The sequence below is a fragment of the Desulfatitalea alkaliphila genome, from assembly GCF_022968795.1.
Lineage (GTDB): Bacteria > Desulfobacterota > Desulfobacteria > Desulfobacterales > Desulfosarcinaceae > Desulfatitalea > Desulfatitalea alkaliphila.
In genome coordinates this window covers 104888-123978 of record NZ_JALJRB010000006.1, presented here as the reverse complement: position 1 = coordinate 123978, position 19091 = coordinate 104888, and the positions used below count along the sequence as shown (strand labels likewise).

The window sequence follows — 19091 nt, the reverse complement described above, 5'->3', positions numbered from 1 at the left end:
CGTATGAAAAAACCGCCGAAAATCAAGAAAAAAAAACGCCCCTTGCGCACGCCCCCCGCCACCGGCGCCAAAAAGAGCCTCTGGCTCAATGTGCTGCCCGACGATCTCTGGATCCGCGTCAAATACGGCGTCACCATCTATGAAGCGCTGCGCAAAACCACCCTCGACCTCGATACGGAGTGCAACGGCCTGGGCACTTGCGGCAAATGCAAAATCAAGGTGATCACCCCCATCGGCCCACCCGACCGCCAGGAACAACGGTTGCTCAGCAGCGAGGAGTTGGACCAGGGCATCCGCTTGGCCTGCCGCACACCGATCCGCAAAGACCTGGTGGTGTTCAGCGACACCCAGCGCGATCCCACCGAGCTGTTCCAGATTCTCAAGCACGGACAAACCCAAGACATCGCCCTCGATCCGTTGCTGGACCGGATTCCGGTTCTGGTCCCGCCGCCCGACCTGCAAACGGCGGCATCGGATTTTCATCGCCTGCGCAGTGTGCTGGGCGCGTCCCGTGACAACCTGAAAATCACCCATGGCTGTCTGTCCACCCTCTATGCCGATCTGCGCGCCACCGAATTTCGCGGCGAAGCGTTGCTTCACAGAGAGTGCATGCTGGCCTGGTCCCCGGTGGGCAGCCCCAACGGGCGCTACGGGGTGATCTTCGACATCGGCACCACCACCCTGGTCGGCAAGTTGATCGACCTGGATCAGGGCGTGGAAAAAGGGGTGATCTCCCGCCTCAACGCCCAGACCCGCTTCGGCAGCAACATCATCAGCCGCATTCAATACCTGCGCGACACCAAGAACGGCCTGCGTCGCCTGCGCCGCCTGCTGCTCAACGATCTGAACGCCATCCTGCGCCGGCTGGCGCGTGCCGGCGGCATCGAACCCCACCACATCTTCGTGGCCGTCGCCGCCGGCAACACCACCATGCAGCACCTGCTGCTGGGCCTCGACCCCAGCGGCATCGCCGAAGCCCCCTTTGCACCGGTGATCACCGAGGGGGTCACCTTCCCCACCCAAAAAGTGGGATTGGAGCTGCACCCCGATGCCATGCTCTATGTAATGCCCGCCAAATCGGGTTACATCGGCGGCGATTTGATCAGCTTCATCCTCGCCTCGGGCGCCGCCGACCAGGAAACGGAACTGGTTCTGGGGCTCGATCTGGGCACCAACGGAGAGATTTTTCTCGGCAACGGCCGCCGGCTGTTGACCTGCTCGGCGGCAGCGGGTCCGGCCCTGGAAGGCGCCCGCATCCAGCACGGCATGATCGCCAAGTCGGGCGCCATCGAAAGCGTACGCGGCCTGGAAGGTGAACTGCGGTACAATGTGATCGGCAACATCAAGCCCAAGGGACTGTGCGGCAGCGGCCTGGTGGACCTGGCGGCCGTGCTGCTGCACCACGGCGTGCTGGACGCAGAGGGGGTGCTCGGACACCATGGCCGGGACACCGAATTCGAACTCCTGCCTGCCCGACTGGCGCCCCGGCCCCGCAGCGAGGTGATGGATTTTGTGGTCGCCACGCCGGAAGAGAGTTTCGACGGCCGCACCATCAAGCTACTGCAAAACGACATCCGCGAGCTGCAACTCGCCAAAGGCGCCGTGGCCGCCGCGGTCCAGTTGCTGATGGATGAAATGGGGGTCACGGTGGACCGGATCGACCGGGTCTGCATGGCCGGCGCCCTGGGGAATTACGTCAACCCCCTCAGCGCCATGCGCATCGGCATGCTCCCTTTCCTGGACCCGGCCAAAATCGTTTCGATGGGCAACGCCGCGGCCACCGGCGCAACCTTGGCCTTGATTTCCAAGGCCCAATGGCAAAGGGCCAATGCCATCGCCGATCTGGCCGACCACGTGGAGCTCTCGTTACACCCCGGCTTTTACGAAGCCTTCATCGCAGCCATGGATTTCCCCGACCGGAATGTGTGGTGACCGGTTCAGCGCGGCAGCGCGCACTTGTCCTGCAACAGGCCCGCCGTGGCGATCTCGATGTAGGATGCACCGGCACGGGCGCCGAAACTGCCGGCCAGCACAATGATCAGATCGTCGGCGGCGAACCGCTTTTCGGCGACCAGGCGACAAATGGATTGGTGCAACGGCTCGGTGGAGTTTTCGTCCATCGGCAGGTAATCGGCATACACACCGTAGGAAAGGGCCAGTTGCCGCATCACGCGCTCATTGTACACCTGGGCATAAATGGGATTTCCGCCGCGGTAGGCCGCCAGCGCCAGAATGGAGGTGCCGCTCACCGAATCGGCCACGATGGCCTTGGTATTGAGCCGAAGCGCGGCCTTGACCGCCGCCTTGGCCAAATAGGCCGTGATCCGGTTCTCTTGGCGGTAGGGCACATTGATGTAGCCGCCGTCCTCCTTGCCCTCCACCGCCTCGATCACCTTGGCCATGGTGCGCACCGCCATCTCTGGATATTGGCCGCTGGCGGTTTCTCCCGACAACATCAACGCATCGGCATGATCGAGGCAGGCATTGGCCACATCGGACACCTCGGCCCGGGTGGGCCGAGGCGCTTCGATCATGGAATGGAGCATTTGCGTCGCCACGATCACCGGCCGCCGCCGCTCGATGCATTTGCGAATGATCCGCTTCTGGATCAACGGAATCTGCTCGGTGGGCACCTCCACCGCCAAATCGCCACGGGCGATCATCACACCGTAGGCATGGTCCAGAATCTCCTCCAGATTGGACACCCCTTCATAGTTTTCGATCTTGGCGATGATTTTGATGGCGGACCCGCGTTCATCCAATATTTGTTGCACGGCCAGCACATCCTCCTTGTTGCGCACGAAGGAGTGGGCGATGAAGTCGAGATCGTTGTCCACGGCGAAACGGATGAAACCCTTGTCCTTTTCGCTCAGGGCCGGCAGCTTGACATGCACGGCCGGGATATTGATGCTTTTGCGTCCCCGGATCGTGCCGTCGTTCTCCACCGTGCAGATCAACCACTCGTCGTCCTTGTCCATCACCGCCAGAGCGATGTAGCCGTCATCGATCATGATCGAACTGCCCACCGGCACATCGCGAACGAAATCGGGGTAGGAGACGCAGATCATCCCTTCGCGGGACATCTCGTCGGGTGCGCCTTTGACCCGAATGGTGTCGCCGCTCTTTACGGTAAACGGCTGGGCCACCGCGCAGGTCCTGATCTCAGGCCCCTTGGTATCCAGCAGGATGCCGATCTTGTCGGACACTTGGCGCACCGCCCCGACCACCACCAGGGCATCGTCATGAGACATGTGGGCCGTGTTGAGCCGCACAACATCCATTCCCGCTTTGTAGAGCCGGGTGATGAAGGCCGGTTCGCAGTTCAAATTGGATATGGTAGCGACGATTTTGGTTTTACGGGCCATGGTTTACCTTTTGCGGATGGGCCGAACGCGGCGCCCGGCGGTGAAAAGAAAAAGGGCTTATGAGTGATACCTCATAAGCCCTCTGATATGAATGGCGGGAGCGACGAGACTCGAACTCGCGACCTCCGGCGTGACAGGCCGGCGTTCTAACCGAACTGAACTACACCCCCGCAAAACGAATTTTCCAAAAAACGACTTTCTGCATGGTAGGCGGAACAGGGCTTGAACCTGTGACCCCCGGCTTGTAAGGCCGGTGCTCTCCCGACTGAGCTACCCGCCCCCAATACATGGAACCTGTCGAGGGTCCCAAACAGAAAGCCTTTGCTATCATTTCACCCCGAACGTGTCAAGGGAATTTTTAATTGATCGGGGCCCGCTCCTCGGGTTTTTCGCCGGTATTCGCGCTGCTCATATCGAAGGGCATATCGTGGTCGGAGAACAGCCGCTCACCCTCGGCCAGCACCAGGGCATGGGGCAACACCTCGTCCATGTGCTCCACGGTGACGATCTCCAACTGTTTGGCGACGCTGGCCGGAATATCTCTCAGATCCTTTTCGTTCTCCTTGGGCAAAACGATCTTCTTGATGCCCCCGCGATGGGCCGCCAGCAGTTTCTCCTTGACCCCGCCGATGGGCAGCACCCGCCCGCGCAGGGTGATCTCGCCGGTCATGGCCACCTCCCGGCGCACCGCCCGTTTGGTCAGGGCCGAAACCACCGAGGTACACATGGCGATGCCGGCCGAAGGGCCATCCTTGGGAATCGCGCCTTCGGGAATGTGAATGTGCAGATCCAGCTTGCGGTAAAAGCGTGGATCGATGCCCAACTGGGCGGCCCGCGAGCGCACGAAACTGACCGCCGCCTGGGCCGACTCCTTCATTACATCCCCCAATTTGCCGGTTACGCTCACCTGGCCCCGGCCGGGCATGGTCAGCGTTTCCACGAACAACAGCTCCCCGCCCACCTGGGTCCAGGCCATGCCGGTGGCCATGCCCACATGATCCTGCTCCTCGATGGCCGAACTGCGGAACCGGGGCGGCCCCAGGTATTTGGCCACGGAACTGTCGGTCACCCGCACCACCTTGTCGGTTTCGGTTTTGACCACATGGCGGGCCACCTTACGGAAAATGCCGGCCAACTCCCGTTCCAGGTTGCGCACCCCCGCTTCCCGGGTGTAGCGGTTGATCACGGTGTAAACGGCGTTGTCCGAAATGGCGATCTGCTCCGGTTGCAAGCCGTTGAGTTTGATCTGTTTGGGTACCAGGAACGCGCGGGCGATATTGAATTTCTCGTGCTCGGTGTAACCCGGCAAACGGATGATCTCCATGCGGTCCTGCAACGGCAGGGGAATGTCCGGCAGGGTGTTGGCCGTGGTGATGAACAGGATCTCCGACAGGTCGTAATCCAAGTCCAGGTAGTGATCGTTGAAGGCGTAGTTCTGCTCCGGGTCGAGTACCTCCAGCAGCGCCGCGCTGGGATCGCCGCGGAAATCCATGCTCATTTTGTCCACTTCATCCAGGCAGAAGACCGGATTGTTGGTGCCGGCCTTTTTCAGGGACTGGATGATCTTGCCCGGCATGGCGCCGATGTAAGTGCGCCGGTGGCCGCGAATTTCCGCCTCGTCCCGCACGCCGCCCAGGGAAAGGCGGATGAAGCGGCGTCCGGTGGCGCGCGCCACGGACCGGGCCAGGGAGGTTTTGCCCACCCCCGGCGGTCCCACCAGACAAAGAATCGGCCCCCGGATCTTCTTGACCAGGGCCTGCACGGCCAAGTACTCCAGGATTCGCTCTTTGGGCTTGTCCAGGCCGTAGTGGTCTTCCTCCAGGATCCGTTCCGCATCGGTGATGTCGATACGCACCCGGCTGCGCTCGTACCACGGCAGGCCGATGATCCACTCGATGTAGTTGCGCACCACGGTGGCTTCCGCCGACATGGGCGTCATCAACTTCAGCTTCTTGAACTCCTGGCGCGCCTTGGCCGCCGCTTCCCGAGGCATGCGTTTGCGCTTGATGCGCTTTTCAAGCTCCTTTAGCTCGTCGGCCGCTTCGTCCTCGGCCCCCATCTCCTTGCGGATGGCCCGCATTTGTTCATTGAGATAGTAGTTCTTCTGGGTTTTCTCCATCTGCTCTTTGACGCGGACCTTGATGCGCTGATCCATCCGGAACACTTCCATCTCCAGATTGATCAGCTCCACCAAGAGGCCGAGCCGCCGCTCGATGGGTGTTGCTTCCAAAAGACGCTGTTTGTCTTCAATTTTGAAGGAGAAGTGGGACGCCACCGCGTCGGACAACCGACCCGGATCGGTAATGGCGGCCACCTTGGCCACCAAGTCCTTGGCGATGTTCTTGTTGAGCTTGGCATAGGCCTCGAAGCCCTCTTTGACCGACCGGGCCAGGGCCTCGGCTTCGGGCTCCGAAGCCGTCACCTCTTCGATGGGATCCAGGGCCACTTGAAACAGCTCGTCGGTCTTGATGAACCGGCGCACCCTGGCGCGCACCTGACCTTCCACCAGTGCCTTGACCGTGCCGTCGGGCAGGCGCAACAGCTGCAACACCGTACCGATCACCCCCACCACGGCAATATCCTTTTCAGTGGGGTTGTCCACATTGGCGCTGCGCTGGGTGGCCAGAAAAATGTGCTTGTCGGCGGTGTCCATGGCCTTGGAGAGGGCCGCCACCGACTTGGGGCGTCCGACGAACAACGGCGCGACCATCTGGGGAAAAATCACGATATCGCGCAAGGGCAGGAGGGGCAGCACATGCCCCGCCTTGTCACTGTCGTCGCCCTTGAAAAAACGTGTAATGTTAACCATTTATAAATCTATGCCTGCTTTTTGGTTTGCTCGTACAACAAGATGGGGTCTTCCTTGTGCAGCACCACATCCTCGCCGATGACGCACTCCTTGACATTCTCGATGGAGGGCAATTCGTACATGATTTCAAGCATGCAATCCTCCAAGATGGCGCGCAGGCCCCGTGCGCCCGACTTGCGCTTGATGGCCTGGTCGGCCACCGCCGACAGGGCGCTGTCGGTCAAACGCAGGTTGACCCCTTCCACCTCGAACAGCTTCTGGTACTGTTTGACCAGGGCGTTTTTCGGTTCGGTCAGGATCCGCACCAGGGATTCGGCACTCAGCTCATCCAAGGTGGCCATGACCGGCAAACGTCCCAGAAATTCGGGGATCAGGCCGTACTTGATCAGGTCCTCGGGCTGCACCTCCTTTAATATCTCACCCAGGGTGGCATCTTTCTCCTTGAGGATTTTGGCGCCGAAACCCATTGTCTTGGACCCCAGGCGCCGCTTGATGATCTGATCCAGCCCATTGAAGGTGCCGCCGCAGATGAACAGGATATTGGAGGTGTCCACCTTGACGAAATCCTGCTGCGGGTGCTTGCGCCCGCCCTTGGGGGGCACGCTGGCCATGGTTCCCTCGATGATTTTCAACAAGGCCTGCTGGACCCCTTCGCCGGACACATCCCGCGTGATGGACGGATTGTCCGATTTGCTGGCGATCTTGTCGATCTCGTCGATGTAAACGATGCCGCGCTTGGCCTTTTCCACATCGTAATCGGCGTTCTGCAACAACGACAAGATGATGTTCTCCACATCCTCGCCCACATAACCGGCCTCGGTGAGGCTGGTGGCATCGGCGATGGTGAAGGGCACGTTCAGAAAGCGGGCCAAGGTTTGGGCCAAAAGGGTCTTGCCGCTGCCCGTGGGACCGATGAGCAAAATATTGCTCTTCTCGATCTCCACCTCACTGGTGCTGATGGCCGAATCGAGCCGTTTATAATGGTTGTAGACCGCAACGGACAGAATCCGCTTGGCCGTCTCCTGCTCGATCACATAATCATCCAACCGCCCCTTGATCTCCTTGGGAATCAGCAGGTGGGACAGCTCGCTCTCGTCCTTCTCCGCCTCCTCCTCGATGATCTCGCTGCACAGCTGAATGCACTCGTCACAGATATAGACGGCCGGCCCGGCGATCAGTTTCTTCACCTCTTTCTGGTTTTTGCCGCAGAAAGAACAGAAGAGGTTGTCGTTGGTGTCGTCTTTTTTGGCCATGATGGTTATTTCTCCATCTTGTCGATTTGGTCGAGGTCATTGCGATTGCGGATCACATGGTCCACAATGCCGTAATCCATTGCTTCCTGCCCCGACATGAAATAGTCCCGATCCGTATCTTTCTGGATCTGCGTCAGATCCCTGCCGGTATGCTCCTTGAGAATCCGGTTGAGAATCTCCTTCACCCGCAGAATCTCCTTGGCCTGGATCTCGATGTCCGATGCCTGGCCCTGAAAGCCCCCCATGGGCTGATGGATCATGATCCGCGAGCTGGGCAGCGAATAGCGCTTTTTGGCGCTGCCCGCCGCCAGCAGCAGAGCGCCCATGCTGGCCGCCTGGCCGATGCAGACGGTGGCGATGTCCGGTTTGATGTATTGCATGGTATCATAAACCGCCAACCCGGCGGTTACCGAACCGCCGGGGGAGTTGATATAAAAATTGATGTCCTTGTCCGGATCTTCCGATTCCAAAAACAACAATTGGGCGATCAACAGATTGGCCACCTCGTCGTTGATGGCGGTTCCCAAGAAAATGATACGGTCCTTGAGCAAACGCGAATAGATATCGTAAGCACGTTCGCCGCGACTGGATTGATCGATGACCATTGGAATGACTGGCACGCCGATACTCCTTATTGGTAATTATAGTTATAATTTTCAAATATTTACACTCCGACGCACATTGGCTTCGCCCTGGTTTTGCAGCACTTGATGCATCGGGTTTGCACGGCCCCTTGGCCGTGCGTGCGTTAGAATTCATTATATCGCCGATCTGTTGGAGCGCAAGGGGCGCGCTGATCGAAACTATGAATTTGCCGCTTCTCCTTCGGTCTTTGGCGCCGCTTCGGCTTCCGTGATCGTATTGTTATCAATGATAATCTTGAGCGCCTTCTTTTCAAGCAAAGTGTGCTTAAAAAATTCCAAACTGTCCGGATCCTGTTGATAATACGCCTTGACCTGTTCCACCGGCTGGCCGAAACTGGCCGCCATGTCGCGGAACCCCTGTTCCAGCGCCTCATCGTCCAAGGTCAGTTGCTCCTGCTCGACTAGTTTGGCAAGAATGAAGTGGCGACGCACCTGTTTCTCGGCCACCGGACGGTACTTTTCCGCCAAGGCCTCGCGGCTGAGCCCCGCATCCTCCAAGGAACGGTTGCTCTGCTCGAAAGAGCGTTCGGCATCCTTGAGAATGTGCTCCAACTCCGATTCCACCATGGATTCGGGCACCTCGAAGGGCGCCTTTTCCAATAGTTGGGTGAAAACCTGCTCGTTGAGCTCCTGCTCGATGCGCTTGTCGTAGCCGCTTTGCAGGTTTTCACGGATCTTTTCCTTCAAGGCGTCCAGCGATTCGAACCGGTCACCGATACTGCGGGCCAGCTCATCGTCCAACGGCGGCAGGGTCTCCTGGCGGATTTCGTTGAGCCGCACCTTGAACTGCAGCTTCTGCCCGGCCAGCTCCTTGCTGAAATAGTCCTCCGGAAAGGCCACGTCGATCTCTTTCTCGTCGCCCACCTTCATGCCCACCAGCCCCGCCTCCAGATCCTTGACCACACGCCCGTCACCCAGCTTGACGGCGAAGTTTTCGGTCTTGCGGGTGGCCTCATGGGGGTTGCCGTCCTTGAAACCCTCATAATCGATCACCGCGACATCACCGTCGGCCAGAGGCCGATCCTCTTCCACCTTGTCCTGTTTGGCCATGTTGCGCTGCACCATTTTAAGCTGCAGATCGATCTCCTCGTCGCTGACCTGATAGGCACTCTTGGTCAGTTCCAGGGACTTGTACGCGATTTCCGGTATCTCCGGACGCACCTCCACCACCGCATCGAAGGCATAAGCGCTGTTCGGCGTCAGTTCGGGAGGTTCGACGGTGGGCGGGCCGATGATCTTCAGATCCTTTTCCCGGACCGCGGCCAGGAAACCCTCCTGGATCAACTTTGAGGAAACATCGGCGTGCACATCCTTGCGGAACATCCGCTCCAACACCGAACGGGGCGCCTTGCCGGGGCGAAACCCCTTGATTTTGGCGGTTTTCGCAACCTCTTTATACGCCTTGTCCAACTCGCTGGTAACCGTGTCGGCCGGCACCTCGATGTGCAACACTTTTTTGACGCTGCTCTGATCTTCAACAGTCACTTTCATAACGTCGATACCTTTCTAAGCCCATCCTCGTCGGTCGCGGGACCCGTGCCCCGCAACTAATGCATTTTTCGCGCCAAAAACCGTCCGGCCTTGGCATCGGAACTTGCAGCAACCGCTTGCCCCGACGCAAGTCCCCCGGTGTCAAAAGCGCGAGCCGAAAAAACAGTGGCCGCCCAAATCCGGATCAGGCGGCAACGAACCTTGCCGAACCTTGCAACCCACCACCCATTGTTCCTATGGCGGAATGAAAAACAAGACGTGCGCACCGTTGAAAACCGGCCCGGGCGGCTTGTCGATTCACCGAACAACTGCCGTCCTCGCGCCAAGGTGCTTGAGATGGATGGCCGGGATGGTGCGAGAGGGGAGACTTGAACTCCCACTCTGTCGCCAGAGCTGGATCCTAAGTCCAGTGCGTCTACCAATTCCGCCACTCTCGCACAAATATCGCCCGGACGCCATTCGGATGCTTTATTTAAACCTCTTTTCCACTAACTGTGTCTGTTTAAAAGGAAAATAGTTAATATTTATAAGGAAGGGTGTCAAGCAAAATTGGCCGGGCGAGATACGCACCATGAGTAGTCGTAGGCATGCAGACATTTTAATTACGCGATAGGTGTGAGCACGGTCTCAATAGGTGCCTGCGGAGCATTGAACAACCGCCGGCGGGTGGGCCGGGTGGCCGGGTGCTGCGCGTTTCGACGCCAAGGGCCTCTGTTTGAATCTTGCATCGCGATCAAGGTCGTGGTATGCACCGGCCACGATCGGGGCGTGGCGCAGTCTGGTAGCGCACCTGCTTTGGGAGCAGGGGGCCGGAGGTTCAAATCCTCTCGCCCCGACCAACACATCAAAGATCTGCAGTTGTAGGTATGTCCGCCAAATATCCCACCGGAAACATTGCGTGTTGCCCCTTTGGACAACATGAGATTTTCCGACAACACCATGCAAAAAGAGCATCTCATAAATGCTCGGAAACCCGGTGCACACTTCATGGCCAATGACGATTCCCGGCTCATTTACTCGACCGAAACCGGCCGCATTTGCCCGACTTGCGGGCGGCCTCAAAAAAAGTGCGCCTGCAAGGACAAGCGGGCCTCCAAAGGCGCCGCGCCCGAATCCGATGGCATTCTGCGCATCCGGCGCGAAACCAAGGGGCGCGGCGGCAAAACCGTTACGACCATTTCCGGGTTCGATGAACGTGACGAGGACATCAAGCAGCTGGCCACCCGGCTCAAAAACCTGTGCGGCAGCGGCGGCTCCTCCAAAAACGGTGTCATCATGATCCAGGGGGACCATCGGGAGGCCGTCCGGGCCGAATTGGAAAGGAGCGGGTTCAAGGTCAAGATTGCCGGCGGGTGATGAGGCTCAGCTTTCTGGATACATCAACAACCGGAAACGGGCCCGATGACAGGACCTGTCATATCCCTTTCAAGCCCCAAGGCGGACAGCCGGTATGCGAACTGTTTAACCCGGGCATGCCCATATCGATAGAGGCGAGGTCCATCCACCAGATCACCCACAAAATGATGCAGGACAACCCCCCCTTTCCGAGGCAGCCGGCCGCACCAAGAGCCGACTGCCCTGGTGGGCAATCCCGGCACCGTCATCGTTGCGCATCCCGCCAAGTTCGATGTGGACATACTCAACAGGAAGGACATTTTCCAATCGAATGCGATCTGCACCATCGAACTGGCGAGGCATCTGGACAAAAACAGCGATAATTCCAAGGACAGCCTTCATTACGGAATGTAAGAGGCTCTTTCAATCCGCCAAAACCTCCTTGGCGAACTTTTTAGCTTTATTGATGTCTTCTTCGTTGGGATGACCGGTCATCTGCTTGACCATGTTCGCCCATTGCTCGTCCGATAAATTGAGCTTCTTTTGCACTGCTGTGTGCAAAGATTCCGTCAGCGCCCCCTGGCAGTCAAAAAAGCCCTTGTATTCAATACCTTTTTCCTCACAAGCTGTTTTTATCGGCTCTGCAAAAGCATTCATGTCCTGCTCCGGATAGACCGGGGCGAAATGAGTGATGAAACCAGCCATTTTTTGGCCTGAAGCTGCTTGCATTCCCTTCAAGAACGCTTTGGCAGGAGCTGCCAGGCTGCCTGAGTGGAGGGGCGAGCCGATAAAAATAAAATCGTATCCAAGTACATCTTCAGCCGCGACGTCCTCTATCTTCTTCAAATCCGCCTTATCTGCTTGCGATGCTTCTGCCCATATGGCTTCAGCGATCTTTTTCGTATTCCCACTCTGGCTAAAAAAAGCAACTAATGTTTTCATAGCGTAACCTCCCGTTTTTTTGACATCACCTTTTTTGTTTTTGGAACAATCAACGATTTCTCTCGTGGTTGCTTTGACTGATTGGAAAGGCTGTGAATCTACATCCGCATTTGCTTACCCAACCTTCGGACAATCTCCTGGCCCAACAGTCTGGCTTGTTCCCAGGTTTCCGATTGGTCTTCCACATTGCAGAACTTTTCGGGGGTCACCTCCGTTTCGTCACCGAAAACCCATGGCAGCGCGCTCATCGGACATGTCTGGCCATAACCGCAAACCATGCATTCCGGATTGCCGATCACCTTCAATTGCCCCAATACGCTCATACCCTCAAGTGTCAAGGCATGGTTTATCTGGCTGCAGGTCTCTTCCAAGCCGGGCGCTCCTCGGCCGATGCCCGTGGCGACAACAACCGCCAACTTGCCTCTATTGAGACCGTTTTGATGCCGTAGCGAAAACAATCGTTCAACAAACGCTTTGGTAAAACCGTCAACCGCTCCATAGGGTGAATACCCGCCAACCACAATTGCACCGGCATGACGAACTTTTTCGGCCAGCTCGGGAAAATCGTCTTTGACCTTGCAGATGTTGTCTTTTTTGCATCCAAGACAGGCGATACAGGGACGCACGTTGATCTTGCTGAGTTTAATGAATTCCGAAGACAGGCCACTGCTTTCGAGCACGGCTTGAATCAAGCGGTCGGTATTGCTGTTTGCGATGGGACTGCCCGAGATTCCTATTATTTGGGGTTTCATGGTCTGTGCTCCTTATAGGTGGGGTTGTATTACACTGTACCATAGGAGCCAAAAACAAATCTTTCTGTAGCAGTTGTTACATGCAGGAAAAATTCACGTGGGTGCGACCGATTGCCGATAAAACAAAAATCTAAGCGATTTTCAAGCCGGGAAGGATGAGCCGTTTGTCCTCATGAAGGATTTTACCTGCGGCTTTCAGCGCTTTCATGGCGCGGGTAATGCTGACCCGATGAGCTCCGATTAAAAAGCTCAGATCTTCATGGGTCAAGGGAAACTGGATGATGGTGCCTTGGGGGCTGGTCATCCCATGCTCTTTTGCAACACTGGTTAGTACCCTGTATAGGCGGTCCTCGATATTGGTGACGGCCAGGCTTCCCACGCGCCGGGTCAACCAGGCGATTCGTTCACTGAGGTTTTTGATGATTTGCAAGCCGACCTTTGGGTGTTGAAGAACGAGTTGCTCAAATTGGCTGCGACTGAAACCGCAGGTCAAGGTATCTTCGATACAATAGGCACTGATCGGATATCGGCCCTCTTCCGAAAACATGTTTTCACCAACAAAGTCGCCTGCTTTACGGATATCCAGTGTCAGTTCAGTGCCGTCTTCGAGTACCTTGGAAAGCTTGACGCGACCGCCTTTGATCAGAAACATTTCATCGGTCGGATCGCCCTGCAAGAAAAGCGCTTGCCCAGCGGTCGATTTCTTTCGTAATGCCTCCCGGCTCAGCGCTTCGACCTCATCTGCCTCAAGGTTTTGGAATATCCACAGGTGGCCGATGCAAACTGGCGAAAGGTCGATGCCACTGCCGGCAATTTGCTCACACAAACAAGCCATAAAGCACCTATCACCTTATATGACCACTATTTCAATCGTTTGTTCTTTTATATCGTCTGGAAAGGTTTTTGTCTGCAGCAAGCCACACCATCATCATGGTGGTTCCCTTTGTGTCCTTGTGGGATGAATGGCGTCCTACGGTATGCGCCTTCCGTCGAACGGAGGTTCCTCTGAAGTGGAACGATCCGGAAGCCGCAGCTGCTGATCCGGGCCGGCTATCCGCGATCCCTGCCGGAACCGGCACTCAAGCTGCAGGCGATATTTTTCGACCTCCATCTGAGCATCGATGGTCCTTTGGGCCAATCGATAGCGCAGAAAGATAAACCAGATCACCAACCCGAGAATTACGGCAAAGATGGCGATGAAGACCCACCTGTATTCGGAAACGACCGAAGCACCGTGACGGCCGAGATCGGCCACGAAGTAGGGCACGGCATACATGCCGATCACCAGCAGAAGGACGAAACTCCCGAGGACGAAGATATTCAAACGGCTGATTCGACTGACCATCAAGCCGATCCTGTCCGTTGCGCCCTCCCGGTCATCGGCCGCCTCTAGGCCGCTTCCATCGTCTTTGAAGAACAAAGCCTCGTAGGCCCGGACGAAAAAGGCGAACAAAAGCATCGCCCCGATGGGCAATCCGATGGCCGCTGCGAACCAGGCCCGGAAAGGAAACGGTCGCTGCACCCTGACCTGCCGGACCGTGAAGTCGGTCAGAGGTCCGAAGTTGTTTTCGAACCGGATTTTTTCGTGATCATCAAAATCGGCGTATACGGTCTCGTATACCACTTGGTTTTGCTGGTCCATGACCTGGATGCGGACTTGCCCACCGGACTTCATGGCCGCGAAGGCGAAAATTTGCAGTTCGAAAAGCAGAAGACCGATGATGACGGCGGTGAATACAATTTTGTGTTCTTGAAAGTGGTTGCGCCACCCGGACCGGTTGCTCATATCCCGACTCCCCAATTTCCTTACCAGAGCCATAGGTATACCGAGATGGCGTTGTCCCGTCAATTGATGCGCTGAATTGCCTGCTATACGACCTGTGAATCGGGTGCCGATAGCGGCGCTTGCGTCTCCAGGCGCCGAAAGGCGGCCGGTTCCACCGCTTCGCGGGTGGGCAGCCGGCGGTGGCGGAACCAGTGGACGGTGCGGCGCAGGTCGTTGAGGATCATCAGCAGGCTGGGAATCAGCACCAGGGTCAGCACGGTGGCGAAGAGCACCCCGGCGGCGATGGAGATGGCCATGGGGATCAGGAACTTGGCTTGCAGGTCGGTTTCCAGAATCAGGGGCGTCAACCCGAACACCGTGCTCACGGTGGTCAGCAGGATGGCCCGAAAGCGGCGCATGGCGCCCAAGCGCACCGCCTCGCGGAAGGGGAAGCCTTCGGCCAGGTACTCGTTGATCCGTTCGATCATCACGATGGCGTTGTTGACCACCACGCCGGCCAGGGCCACCATGCCGAAGACGCTCATCAGGGTCAGGGTGTAACCCAGCAGCAGGTGGCCGGCGATGGCGCCGATGATGCCGAAGGGCACCGTGAACATGATCACCAGGGGTTGAGCATACGAGCGGAACACGGTGGCCATGATCACCAGGATGCCCATCATGGCCAGGGGAAAGCTGATATAAATGCTCTCGAAGGATTCGCGCATCTTCTCCTGTTCGCCCTGCACGGAGACATAGAGGCCGGGATGGTCGCGATGCAATTGGGGGAAGAAGTGCTGCTGCAGGTCGGCCAGGATCTCGGCGGTGTTGGCGCGCTGGCCGTCCACGGCGGCGCTGACGGCCACCCGGCGCATGCCGTCGGTGCGGATGATCCGGGAATAACCGGCGGCATACTGCACCTCGGCCACGGAGCGCAGGGGGATTTCGTACCCTTCGCGGGTGCGGATGCGCATCTGGGGCAGATCCGATATGCGACTGCGCTCCGCCTCGGTGTAGCGCACCTTGACGCGCACATCGTCCCGGCCGCGCTGCACGCGCAGCGCCTCCTCGCCGAAATAACCGGCATATACCTGGCGCGCCAGGTCGTCCACCGTCAGGCCCAAGGCGCGGGCTTCGGGCTTGAGCGCCAGGCGGATTTCGTTCTTGCCCGGCGAGAAGTCCGACCGGATCTGATAAACGCCGTCGAAGCGCCGCAACCGCTCCATCAAGGCATCGGTTGCGCTGAGTATGGTGGGCATGTCGTGGCCCTGCAGCCACACCTCGATGGGCGCGCCGGGCGGTCCGGCGGCCATGCCTTCGAAGGTGAGCGAACGGATGCCCGGAATGGCGCCCACTTCCCGTTCCCAGCGGATCATCAGGTCCTTGGTGTGCACGCCGCGCTGTTCCGACGCCAGCAGCACGGCCAGCACGCTGCCCACGTGAGGACCGGTGGCCGGTATCTGTTCAAAGGTCTGGCCCACCAGGGCCATGCGGTCCTTGAGCAGCGGTTCGCCGGTGCGGGTGGGAATCTGCTCGGAAAGCCGCTCCAGGGCGGCCTCGATCCGCTCGATGGCCTGGTGGGTCACCTCGGCCGGGGTGCCGTCGGGAAAGTGGACGATGGCGGTCATGACATAGCCGTCGATCTCGGGGAACACTTCGAACTTGAGCAGTCCGCCGCGCACCATGCCCAGTACGATGAACAGCAGGCTGATCGCCATGCACATGGCGATGTAGCGCCACTGCAATGCCAGGCGCAGCACCGGCGTGTAGATGCGCGCCATGAACCACTCCAGGCCGCGCACCACGGCCAGGCGCACCGTTTTGGCGCCTCGTTTGAGGGCGCCCATGGCGCGATCGGCGCGGTTGGGATCGGGCAGGTTGTTCAGGTGGGCCGGCAGCAGGATCAGGCACTCCACCAGGGAGATCAACAGGCAGGCGATCACCACCACGGGCAGCTGGAAGATGAATTTGCCCATAATGCCGCCGATGTACATCAGGGGGATGAAGGCCACCACGGTGGTGGCGGCGGACGCGAACACCGGCAGGCCCACTTCGCCGACCCCTTCCACGGCCGCCTGTATCGGCGGCAATCCTTGTTGACGTTTGACGAAGATGGCTTCACCCACCACGATGGCATTGTCCACCACGATGCCCAACACCATGATCAGGGCGAAGAGCGAGATCATGTTCAAGGTGATCCCCATGGCCCACATGATCATCAGGGCACCGGCGATGGAAACCGGGATGCCCATGCCGCTCCAGAAGCTCAGGCGAATGTCCATGAAGAGCCAGAGCAGGATGAAGACCAGGGCCAGGCCGATCATGCCGTTGCGCGTCAGCAGGCTGATGCGCGCCTTCAGTTCGGTGGTGCCGTCGTAAAGTACCGCGATCCGGCTGCCGGGCGGCAGTTGCGCCGTCCGGTCTTCGACGAAGGCGTGCACGCTGCGGGAGATGGCCAGGGCGTCTTCATCGCTGGTTTTGTAGATGAAGATCATGTTGGCCGGCTCCCCGTTGATGGCGGCCCGGATGGGGTCCTCGGTGAAGCCGTCCCGGATGGTGGCGATGCGGTCCAGGGTGACCAGCTCCCCGCCGGGGCGGGCCAGCACCACCAGGTCGGCCAGCTCCTCGCCGGTGTAGCGCCGGCCCATGGTGCGCACCCGGATCTCCTCTTCCAGGGTGCGGATGGTGCCGCCGGCCAGGTTGAGGCTGCCGCGGCGCACGGCATCGGCCACCATGCCCAAGCTCAGGCCATACTCCCGCAGGCGCGGCTCGGACAGTTCGATGCTGATTTCGTAATCCCGGGCGCCGAAGATCTCCACCTGGGAGATTTCCGGCAGCAGCTGGATCTCGTCCTTGGTGTTTTCGGTCCACTCCTTGAGCCGCCGCTCGGACATCTCGCCGGTGAGGTAGAGAAACATCACCACGTCCCGCAGCAGCACTTCTTCGATAATGGGCCGCTCGGCGGCGGGGGGAAAGGTGGCGATGGCCTCCACCCGACTGCGCACCCGGTTGAGCAGCTCGGCGGCATCCTGCCCTTCCCGGACCTCGATCATCGCGGTGGCCATGTTCTCCATGGAAGTGGTGGTGTACTGCTTGATCCCCTCCAGACCCTCGAGGGCCGTTTCGATCTTGCGGCTGATCCCCTCTTCCACCTCCTCGGGGTCGGCGCCGGGATAGACCACCGTGATGGTGATCATGTCCAGGGAGAACTCCGGAAAGTTCTCCCGGATCATGGAATAGGCCGCCAAGGCGCCGGCGCCGAACAGGATCAGCAGTACGATGTTGGCGAACACCCGGTTGCGGGCGAAGGCGGTGATCAAGGCTTTCACGAAGCGCCCTCCTCCCGGTCGTCGGCGACGATCTCCAGCAGGCTGTTCTCCAGGGGGTCCACCAGGCGGGTGCGGATCACCCGGTCGCCGGGGGCGAGCCCTTCGGCCACATAGGCGGTCTCGCCTTCGATGCGGGCCACGCTCACCGGCACGGTTTTCAAGCGGCCCGCCACATCCAGATAAACGGTGTTCTCGAAACTGACCGCCCAGCGGGGCAGCGGCACCACATCGGCCATGGTGCGGCCGGGGATGTCCACTTGGCAGAACATGCCCGCCACCAAGGGAAAACCGTTGCCTTGGACCGGCAGGGCGCGGGATCCTTCGATGCGAGCCGCCACGGTAAGGGTGCGGGTGTCCTCGCTGAAGCGCACCACCCGGTGCAAACTGCCTTCCCACACCCGGCCGCCGGTATCCTCGGTCCAGCGGATTTGGACCGTCACCGGTTCCAGGGAGCCGAACCAGGCACTGTCGCCGGGCGTGTCGTCGGCCTGGAAGCGCAGCCACTGGCGGGCATCGCGGCTGTCCAAGGGCAGGTGGATCTCCAGCAGGCTGTCATTGGCCAGGGTGACGGCATTGACGCCCCGGTTGACGAACTGCCCCACCTGGATGGCATGGTCCGAGACCCGCCCCTCGAAGGGCAGGCGCACCTCGCACCGTTCCAGGTTGTTCAACGCGGCGGCCTGCCGGGCCTCGGCCGCCGCCAGGGCGGCGCGGGTCTCGGCAATGCGCACCGGGTAGAGGGCCACGGCCTGTACCAGCTGGTCGGTCTGATCGCGGATGGTGTTGTAGGCCCGCTCGGCGCCATCCACGGCGGCCTGGGTCCCGACCCGGTTGCGGGCGAACAAGTCGCGCACCCGTTCGTATTCGGTGCGCGCCAGCTCCCGGTTGCGCTCCAGGGTGACCAACCGCTGCCGGTCGAACCCATACTGTTTTTCAAGGGCCAGCAAGTTGTTCTCCAGCTGCCCGACCATGGCCCGGGCTTCCAGCAGGGCGGTCTGGTAGTCCCGCGGATCGATGGCAAACAGCACTTCATCGGCGGGAATGATGCCCCCCACTTTTAGTTGGGGATGCATGGCCACCACCTTGCCGCTCACCTCCGCCGCCACGGCCACCACCTCCAGAGGCCGCACGCTGCCGTAACCGGTCAAGGTCACCGGCACCTGCCGCGGCCGGGCCTCGATCACGGCCACGCGCAAGGGCTGTTCGCCCGCCGCCACCTCGACCGGCGGCTTTTTCAAGGCCACCATGACCAGCATGACCACCACGCCGAACAGCAGAACCAGTGCGCAGATCACGATACGCCGGATAACATCTCTGGAGATGCCTTTGCCTTGGGAGGAACCGTCCGATGGCATTTTCAATCCCCTTTTGCATCATGGTGACCGCCGGGCGGGATGTCAGGGCGGAAG

General features: G+C 59.3%; 13 protein-coding genes and 4 tRNA genes. 3 read left to right on the top strand and 14 right to left on the bottom strand.

Features of this window, described 5'->3' with window-relative positions; translation table 11 throughout:
• Positions 1-3 precede the first annotated feature (3 nt).
• Positions 4-1932, top strand: a complete 1929-nt coding sequence (locus MRX98_RS07405) for an ASKHA domain-containing protein (RefSeq protein WP_246904643.1) — start codon at positions 4-6, stop codon at positions 1930-1932.
• A 5-nt stretch (positions 1933-1937) separates the two neighbouring features.
• On the opposite strand, the gene pyk is transcribed toward MRX98_RS07405, so the two are convergent.
• The 8 genes from pyk to MRX98_RS07365 form a co-directional block, all read right to left on the bottom strand.
• Positions 1938-3365, bottom strand: coding sequence for a pyruvate kinase (pyk, locus tag MRX98_RS07400; protein WP_246904631.1), 1428 nt, complete (start codon positions 3363-3365; stop codon positions 1938-1940).
• A 92-nt stretch (positions 3366-3457) separates the two neighbouring features.
• Positions 3458-3535: transfer RNA gene (locus tag MRX98_RS07395), tRNA-Asp, on the bottom strand.
• 34 nt (positions 3536-3569) lie between these two features.
• A tRNA-Val gene (locus MRX98_RS07390) sits at positions 3570-3645 on the bottom strand.
• 78 nt (positions 3646-3723) lie between these two features.
• Complete coding sequence (gene lon / locus MRX98_RS07385) at positions 3724-6174, bottom strand: endopeptidase La (protein ID WP_246904626.1); 2451 nt, start codon at positions 6172-6174, stop codon at positions 3724-3726.
• A gap of 8 nt (positions 6175-6182) precedes the next feature.
• On the bottom strand, positions 6183-7427 hold the full coding sequence (clpX, locus tag MRX98_RS07380; protein ID WP_246904623.1) for an ATP-dependent Clp protease ATP-binding subunit ClpX: 1245 nt from the start codon (positions 7425-7427) through the stop codon (positions 6183-6185).
• A gap of 5 nt (positions 7428-7432) precedes the next feature.
• Positions 7433-8047 (bottom strand): ATP-dependent Clp endopeptidase proteolytic subunit ClpP, encoded by a 615-nt coding sequence (clpP, locus tag MRX98_RS07375; protein WP_425523874.1) that lies wholly within the window; start codon positions 8045-8047, stop codon positions 7433-7435.
• Positions 8048-8230: 183 nt separating this feature from the next.
• Entirely contained in the window at positions 8231-9562 is a 1332-nt protein-coding gene (gene tig / locus MRX98_RS07370; protein ID WP_246904607.1) for a trigger factor, read from the bottom strand.
• A 350-nt stretch (positions 9563-9912) separates the two neighbouring features.
• Positions 9913-9999, bottom strand: a tRNA-Leu gene (locus tag MRX98_RS07365).
• Between the two features lie 325 nt (positions 10000-10324).
• On the opposite strand from MRX98_RS07365, the gene MRX98_RS07360 reads away from it, so the two are divergent.
• Together MRX98_RS07360 and MRX98_RS07355 are read left to right on the top strand one after the other, a co-directional pair.
• Positions 10325-10401 (top strand) — tRNA-Pro (locus MRX98_RS07360).
• 148 nt (positions 10402-10549) lie between these two features.
• Positions 10550-10918, top strand: a complete 369-nt coding sequence (locus tag MRX98_RS07355) for a translation initiation factor Sui1 (protein ID WP_246904604.1) — start codon at positions 10550-10552, stop codon at positions 10916-10918.
• 402 nt (positions 10919-11320) lie between these two features.
• Here the strand turns inward: MRX98_RS07355 and MRX98_RS07350 are convergent, their stop codons facing one another.
• The 6 genes from MRX98_RS07350 to MRX98_RS07325 form a co-directional block, all read right to left on the bottom strand.
• Positions 11321-11839 (bottom strand): flavodoxin family protein, encoded by a 519-nt coding sequence (locus MRX98_RS07350; protein WP_246904601.1) that lies wholly within the window; start codon positions 11837-11839, stop codon positions 11321-11323.
• A 98-nt stretch (positions 11840-11937) separates the two neighbouring features.
• Positions 11938-12591, bottom strand: a complete 654-nt coding sequence (locus MRX98_RS07345) for a flavodoxin family protein (protein ID WP_246904598.1) — start codon at positions 12589-12591, stop codon at positions 11938-11940.
• Between the two features lie 130 nt (positions 12592-12721).
• On the bottom strand, positions 12722-13426 hold the full coding sequence (locus MRX98_RS07340) for a Crp/Fnr family transcriptional regulator (protein ID WP_246904595.1): 705 nt from the start codon (positions 13424-13426) through the stop codon (positions 12722-12724).
• Between the two features lie 135 nt (positions 13427-13561).
• Positions 13562-14377 carry a hypothetical protein gene (locus MRX98_RS07335; protein ID WP_246904593.1) on the bottom strand — a complete coding sequence of 272 codons (816 nt, stop codon included), beginning with the start codon at positions 14375-14377 and terminating at the stop codon, positions 13562-13564.
• Positions 14378-14460: 83 nt separating this feature from the next.
• Positions 14461-17682: an efflux RND transporter permease subunit gene (locus MRX98_RS07330; RefSeq protein WP_246904590.1), complete on the bottom strand. Its 3222-nt coding sequence runs from the start codon at positions 17680-17682 to the stop codon at positions 14461-14463.
• The gene (locus MRX98_RS07325; protein WP_246904587.1) at positions 17679-19037 is read right to left on the bottom strand and encodes an efflux RND transporter periplasmic adaptor subunit; all 1359 of its coding nucleotides are present in this window, start codon (positions 19035-19037) and stop codon (positions 17679-17681) included. Before MRX98_RS07325 ends, MRX98_RS07330 begins: the two co-directional genes overlap by 4 nt.
• Between the last annotated feature and the right edge of the window lie 54 nt (positions 19038-19091).

What these genes read in the sequence shown, in the direction of transcription:
- MRX98_RS07405 (WP_246904643.1), top strand. Translation starts at nt 4, where the DNA reads ATGAAAAAACCGCCGAAAATCAAGAAAAAAAAACGCCCCTTGCGCACG.
- pyk (WP_246904631.1), bottom strand. Translation starts at nt 3,365, where the DNA reads ATGGCCCGTAAAACCAAAATCGTCGCTACCATATCCAATTTGAACTGC.
- lon (WP_246904626.1), bottom strand. Translation starts at nt 6,174, where the DNA reads ATGGTTAACATTACACGTTTTTTCAAGGGCGACGACAGTGACAAGGCG.
- clpX (WP_246904623.1), bottom strand. Translation starts at nt 7,427, where the DNA reads ATGGCCAAAAAAGACGACACCAACGACAACCTCTTCTGTTCTTTCTGC.
- tig (WP_246904607.1), bottom strand. Translation starts at nt 9,562, where the DNA reads ATGAAAGTGACTGTTGAAGATCAGAGCAGCGTCAAAAAAGTGTTGCAC.
- MRX98_RS07355 (WP_246904604.1), top strand. Translation starts at nt 10,550, where the DNA reads ATGGCCAATGACGATTCCCGGCTCATTTACTCGACCGAAACCGGCCGC.
- MRX98_RS07350 (WP_246904601.1), bottom strand. Translation starts at nt 11,839, where the DNA reads ATGAAAACATTAGTTGCTTTTTTTAGCCAGAGTGGGAATACGAAAAAG.
- MRX98_RS07345 (WP_246904598.1), bottom strand. Translation starts at nt 12,591, where the DNA reads ATGAAACCCCAAATAATAGGAATCTCGGGCAGTCCCATCGCAAACAGC.
- MRX98_RS07340 (WP_246904595.1), bottom strand. Translation starts at nt 13,426, where the DNA reads ATGGCTTGTTTGTGTGAGCAAATTGCCGGCAGTGGCATCGACCTTTCG.
- MRX98_RS07335 (WP_246904593.1), bottom strand. Translation starts at nt 14,377, where the DNA reads ATGAGCAACCGGTCCGGGTGGCGCAACCACTTTCAAGAACACAAAATT.
- MRX98_RS07325 (WP_246904587.1), bottom strand. Translation starts at nt 19,037, where the DNA reads ATGCCATCGGACGGTTCCTCCCAAGGCAAAGGCATCTCCAGAGATGTT.